This is a genomic window from Streptomyces sp. McG3, assembly GCF_018619185.1.
Classification (GTDB): domain Bacteria; phylum Actinomycetota; class Actinomycetes; order Streptomycetales; family Streptomycetaceae; genus Streptomyces.
Genome location: NZ_JAAXYC010000407.1, coordinates 1 through 5853, shown reverse-complemented (window position 1 = coordinate 5853; position 5853 = coordinate 1). Strand labels below are relative to the sequence as shown.

The window sequence follows — 5853 nt, the reverse complement described above, 5'->3', positions numbered from 1 at the left end:
CCCCCACGCAGTACTCCCCGCAGCACCCGGCACCGGGCCCCGCCCAGCCGTACACCCCGACCGGCTACGCCGTGGCCGCCGCACCCACACAGACCGGACCCGCCGCACCCGGAGCGCCGGGGGCTCCTGGCGCGCCGGGAGCCCCGGGGACGCCGGGAACCGTGCCGACCGGTCACTGGCAGCAGAACACCCACCATCAGGGCTACGCGACCCCGCCGCCCCACTACCCGTCCGGATTCGCCCAGCCCGGCTACCAGCAGCCCGGCTCCCGGCCGGCCGGCTGGGGCTCGCCCGGTTTCCAGCCCGCCGCGCCGCGCCCCAGGCGGACCGGGCTGATCGTCGCCGCTTCGGTCGTCGGCGCGCTGGTCGTCCTCGGGGGCATCGGATCCCTGCTGCCGGACGACCCCGACACGTCCGGGACGGGCGACCGGTCCCAGGCGTCCTCCAACGGCGGTTCGAGCGGCAGCGGTTCCGGGAACGGGGCCCGGCAGAAGCCGGTAGACCCCAAGCCCGTCTCGTACGAGGGCATCGACGTGACGGCGAACTATGCCCTGCAGCTCGCCGATAATCCGCCCCGGCCGCTGGAGGACGAGGACAGCGGCGTCATGTACGGCAAGAAGGACTTCTACTTCTACCGGGACTCCCTCTTCGGCGACGAGCAGGTGGGCAGCGCCAACGGAAAGCTCGTCGTGCTGAAGAACTCGCAGAAGGGCTCGCTGAAGGTCTGCCGCGAGGTGACCCGCTACACCGAGAAGATCGGGCTCGACCAGCTCACGGCCGGATCGCAGATCTGTGTGCTCAGCAAGGCCGGGCACATCGCCGTGGTGACCTATCGCGGCAAGTCGGGTGCGAACGACCCCAGTCGGTACATCACCATCGACCTGACGGTCTGGCGCAACGCCGAAGAGGCGCAGCAGAGCTGACGGACCGCCGGCCCGGCCGCCCCCGTCACCTGCCGCTCTTCGGTGACGGGGGCGGCCCCGGGCGTCAGTGACCGACGAGCTCGCCGTCCCGGGCGACGATCCGCCCGCCGCGCACCACCATCTCGCGGCGCGGCAGGTCGACCACGACCTGCGGGAGGCACTCCCCGCGCACCAGCAGGAAGTCGGCCGGCGAACCCGGCTTCAGGTCCGCCTCCGGCAGCCCCAGGAGCCGGGCCCCGCCGTCGGCCCCCGAGCGGAAGGCCGCCTCCAGCTCCTCGTCGAGGCGGGCGTCCTGCACCTGGGCCAGCAGGTGCGAGCGGTGCAGCATGTCCGCGTTGCCGAACGGGCTCCACGAGTCCCGTACGCCGTCCGAGCCGAGGCCCACCTGGACCCCGTGCTCGCGCAGCCGGCCGATCGGCAGCACCAGGTCCGTCGAGGGGGCGACCGTCGTCAGGGAGATGCCGGCGTCCGCCAGGTCCGCCGCCAGCCGGTCGAGCTCCCGCTCGGGCAGCCCGGGCACGCAGAAGACATGGCTGACGGTCACCTTGCCCTGCAACGACAGCGCCCGGGTGCGGTCGATGATCGCGCGAAGCGACTCCAGCCCCGTCGCGGCCCGCTCGTGCAGATGGATGTCGACGCCCACACCGTGCCGGTCCGCGATGCCGAAGACGACGTCGAGCTGCTCGTCGAGCGCCTCGTCGAACCCGATCGGGTCGATGCCGCCGATCCGGTCGACCGCCCCGGTCCGCGCCGCCTCCTCCAGCAGCTCCTCGGTGCCCGGCGTACGGATCACCCCGTGCTGCGGGAACGCGACGATCTCCACGTCGAGCGCGTGCCGCAGGGCCCTGCGGGCGGATCCGACGCCCTCGACGCCCACCAGGTCGTAGGCGGGAGCGACGTCGACATGGGCCCGCATCGCGCGGGTGCCCTGGGCGACGGCGTGGCCCATCAGGCGCTCCGCGCGCTCCTTCAGAGGAGTCCGCAGCGCGTGGTAGAGCTTCACGTCCTCGGCGGTGTACTCCGCGATGGTGCTCGCCGGGTTCCGGGTCACCCAGGGTTCGCCCCACGCCGTCTTGTCGGGATGGATGTGCGCGTCGACCAGGGTCGGCAGCGCGATCCTGCCCTTGCAGTCGACGACCTTGGCGCCGAGCGGCGCGGGCTTCGCGGAGATGACGCCGTCGACGACGGTGAGGTCGACGGGCGACGTCGCCCCGTAGGGCCGCACGTTCTTGAACACCGTGGCGCGCGCGTGGCCGCCCGTGCGGTCCGGCTGCTCCGTGATCCGGTCGGCGGCGGATGGCGACGCTCCGCCGGTCCGGGGCGCGGCGGCGGCCTCGGACCCGGGCGCGCCGATCGCGGCGGCGGTACCCGCGAGGGCGGCGGCGCCGGCCAGCATGGAGCGCCGGGAGGGACCGGCGGAGGGGGAGGCGGTGGAGTCGGCGTGCATCGAGGGCTCCTTCGAAGGGCGGAGGGAGGGCGGAGGCAGCGGCGGAAGGCAGGGGGCCGGCACGGTCAGGCGGCCGGTACGGCGAACCCTGCCCGCACCACGCGCGCCGGGCGGCTCAGCACGCCGAGGTCGGCCAACGGGTCGCCGTCCACCACCAGGACGTCGCCCGAGAAGCCCCGCGCCAGGCGGCCGGCGGTGGAGCCGAACCCGAGGAGCTTCGCGGCGCCCGTGGTCGCCGTGCGGATCGCGTCCAGGGCGGAGAGCCCGGCAGCGTGCATCAGCTCCACCTCGCGGCCGATCGGGTCGACCGTTCCGCCCGAGGAGTCGGTGCCCGCGGCGAGCGGGACGCCCAGCTCGTGCGCCGCGAGCACCGCCCGCTTCAGTACGGGGAGATAGGTGCGGCCGCGCTCCGCCAGGACCGGGTCCGGGGACTCGGCGAGCCCGGCGATGGCGGTGAGCGTCGGAGTGAAGTACGTACCCCTGCGGCGCATTTCGCGCAGGGTGCGCTCGCCGACGAACGCCCCGTGCTCCAGCGAACGGATCCCGGCCGTGACCGCGTCGTGGCAGCCCTTCTCGCTGTAGCTGTGGCAGAGCACCCCCTTTCCGCCGCGCCGCGCCGCCGCCACGATCGTGGACAGCTGCTCGTGGTCGTAGACCTGGACGAGCGGGTCCTGTTCGGGCAGCCCGGCGCGTTCGTTCACCCGCGTCTTGATGGTGTCGGCCCCGCGCGCGAGGTTGACCTCGACCACCCGGCGCAGTGCCTCGGGCGAGCGCACCCCGTCGCGCAGCCGGGCGAGCGGCGCGAGGTCCGGGTCGGCGAGGATCGTGTCGCCGAGGTCCGGGGTGACGAAGATCCCCGCGGCCCGGAGCCGGGGCGCCCGCTCGGGCGCCTGGCGGGCCAACTCCCGTACGGCGATGTCCTGGTAGAAGTTGGTCGAACCGCTGCGCGCGCTGGTCGCGCCCTTGAGGACCGCGTCGCGCGCCTCGGCGGCCGTGTTGAGATGGATATGGGAGTCCACCAGGCCGGGCAGGATCCACTGCCCAGGGGCCCGCAGCACCGGTACGCCGGAAGGCGTCCGCGTTCCGAGGCGGCCCCGGGGCCCGGCCGCGCGGACGACGCCCCCGATGATCACGACCACCGCGTCCTCCGTGACCTCGCCCGTCAGCGGGTCGAGCAGCTTGCCGCCCTCCACGACCAGATCGCCGCCCCGGCCCGACGAACCCCGGCCCGACGAACCCCGGCCCGACGAACTCCGGCCCGACGAACTCCGGGACGCGGCGGACGCCGCGGGGGCGGCCTGGGCGAGGACGGCGGAGGTCCCGGCCAGGGCGGCGGCGCCCGCGAGGACGCCTCTCCGGGTCAGCCGGCCGGAGGGTGGCGGGGTGTTGTCGACGCACATGGGAAGGCTCCTTCGGCCGCGGCAAGCGGAAACGAACGTGGGAGCACTTTGTATACCAGGATGGTCGACAGTCTGGGAAGGAGTGATTCCGCTCTGCGCGTGTGCGGAAAACGTGCAGCTCTACGGCGTATCAGGTGAATGCGGGGCGTGCGTGGGGTGAGCTTGAGGGAAGTCCATTCATGGGGGGAGCGCCTCTGGTATACAAATCTAGGCGTCGTCGAACAGGGACCGCAGAGCCACGGCCCGGCTGTCCCGTACGTGCAGGAGCGTGCTCGCCGCCGCGGACTCCTCGTCACCCGTCGCGATGTACCGGAACATGACCGCGTGCTGGGCGCGCATGTGCTCCGGTTCCTCCCGCATCCCGAACAGCAACTGGAGCTGTCCGCTGAGCTGTTCCAGGGTGCGGGCCAGCATCGGGTTGCCGCTCAGGGCGACGATGTCCTCGTGGAAGGCGGTGTGGGCCGCCACCTCGCGCGCCCCCTCGTCGTCGGACGCCGCCTGCTCCGCCCGGTCGAGGGAGATCCGCAGAGCGGTGACGCCCGGCGGCTCCGCCGGGGCGGACCGGGCCACCCGCCGGGCCGCGAGCCGGGAGGCCTGGACGGCGAGCGGCTCCCACACCTCGTACAGGTGCTCCACGTCGGCCCGCTCCATCCGCCGCACCCGGACCCCGCTGTGCGGCAGCAGCTCCAGGAGCCCTTCGCCCACCAGGGCGCGCAGCGCCTCACGGACCGGGACGCGGGACATCCGCAGCTCCTCGGCGACCTCGCGCTCCACGAGGCGGGCCCCCTGCGGGTAGCGGCGGTCGACGATCCGCTCCCGGACCGCGTCCCGCGCGCGGGCGCTGAGCGACGTGCGCTCCGGTGCGCCCGCCCGGTCGCTCCCGGGGCCGTCCGGCCGTGCCCGGCCCCGTCCTGCGCTGCTGCCCGTCACGTACGCCATCCTCCGTTCGGCATGCCCCGGGCCGAGGATACGCGGGGCCCGCGACCGTCAGGCCGTGCCCGGGGTCCGCCCGTCCGGCAGGAAGAGCACCGAGTTGATGTACCGCTCCCGGTGCGGGACGAAGGCCCGGCGCAGCAGCCCCTGGTGCACCAGGTGCTCCGTCCGCGCCTGGTGGGCCACCAGGTCGAACCCGTCGAGCGTGATCCAGCGCCGGCCCGCCAGCAGCCAGCCCGCGTAGCCCTGGCCGGTCAGCAGGTCGACGGCGGGTGCGATCGGGCCGAGCCGGCTCTCCAATTCGATGAGCAGGGCCGGACGGTCCTCGCGCAGCAGCTCCGCCGCACCGAGCAGCGCCGCCCGCTCGCCGCCGTCGACGTCCATCTTCACGAAGCCGACTCCGCTCAGCCCGAGGCTGTCGACGGTGATCGACGGAACCTCCAGGCAGTGCGCGTGGATGTCGCGGCGGGCCAGCGACGACACCCCCCGGTCGCCGCTGTCGCCCTCCGGGAACCACAGCTGCGCCGTGCCCGCCCGGTCGGTCGCCGCGCCCTGGACCACCCGGGCGTTCGACGGCAGCGTCCGGCGCAGATGTTCGGCCAGATGCGGCACGGGCTCGATGGTCACCACCTCGGCGCAGCGGGCGGCGAGCCGCCGCGACCAGGGGCCGTACCAGCCACCGATGTCGACGGCGATGCCGTCCGGCGGGCAGAAGTCGGCGAGCCGCCGGAGCTCGGGCTCGAAGCGCGGGTACAGGGCGACGGCCGCCGAGCCGACGAGGCCTCCGGGCAGTCGGGACGCCACCGCCGCGGCGAACGTGGTCACGTGGCCGAGGCCTTGAGCCGGGTGAGCAGGCGCTCGTGGTCGTCCGCCCCCACCTTTCTGCCCGATGAGGGCAGCAGCTGCGGGATGCCGTCCACGATCGGGTAACTCAGGCGCAGCCGGGGGTTGTAGAGCGCCTCCTCCTCGGCGAGCAGGGACAGCGGGCCCTTGTCGAGCGGGCAGGCCAGCAGGGCCAGCAGCGGGTCGTCGGGGTTCATCGGGTGGCTCCTCGGTGTCGGAGGTGTCGGAGGTGTCGGGGTGGCGGGAGTGGCAGGAGTGTTGGAGGTGTCGGGGTGGCGGATACGGGGTGCCGGATCCGGGGTCAGGA

At 74.1% G+C, this 5853-nt stretch carries 5 protein-coding genes and 1 pseudogene; 1 reads left to right on the top strand and 5 read right to left on the bottom strand.

Annotated elements, in window-relative coordinates; genetic code table 11:
* Positions 1-923 (top strand): annotated as a pseudogene (locus HET64_RS35560) (serine/threonine protein kinase); the annotation flags it as partial.
* A gap of 64 nt (positions 924-987) precedes the next feature.
* On the opposite strand, the gene HET64_RS35555 reads toward HET64_RS35560, so the two are convergent.
* From HET64_RS35555 to HET64_RS35535, 5 genes are all read right to left on the bottom strand, one after another.
* Positions 988-2370: an amidohydrolase family protein gene (locus HET64_RS35555; protein ID WP_215111374.1), complete on the bottom strand. Its 1383-nt coding sequence runs from the start codon at positions 2368-2370 to the stop codon at positions 988-990.
* 65 nt (positions 2371-2435) lie between these two features.
* Complete coding sequence (locus HET64_RS35550; protein ID WP_215111373.1) at positions 2436-3770, bottom strand: amidohydrolase family protein; 1335 nt, start codon at positions 3768-3770, stop codon at positions 2436-2438.
* Between the two features lie 207 nt (positions 3771-3977).
* Entirely contained in the window at positions 3978-4709 is a 732-nt protein-coding gene (locus HET64_RS35545; RefSeq protein ID WP_215111372.1) for a GntR family transcriptional regulator, read from the bottom strand.
* Positions 4710-4757: 48 nt separating this feature from the next.
* Positions 4758-5528, bottom strand: a complete 771-nt coding sequence (locus HET64_RS35540) for an FkbM family methyltransferase (protein WP_215111371.1) — start codon at positions 5526-5528, stop codon at positions 4758-4760.
* Positions 5525-5743, bottom strand: a complete 219-nt coding sequence (locus HET64_RS35535; protein WP_007453982.1) for a Trm112 family protein — start codon at positions 5741-5743, stop codon at positions 5525-5527. The genes HET64_RS35540 and HET64_RS35535 overlap by 4 nt, the downstream gene beginning before the upstream one ends.
* Positions 5744-5853: the final 110 nt, after the last annotated feature.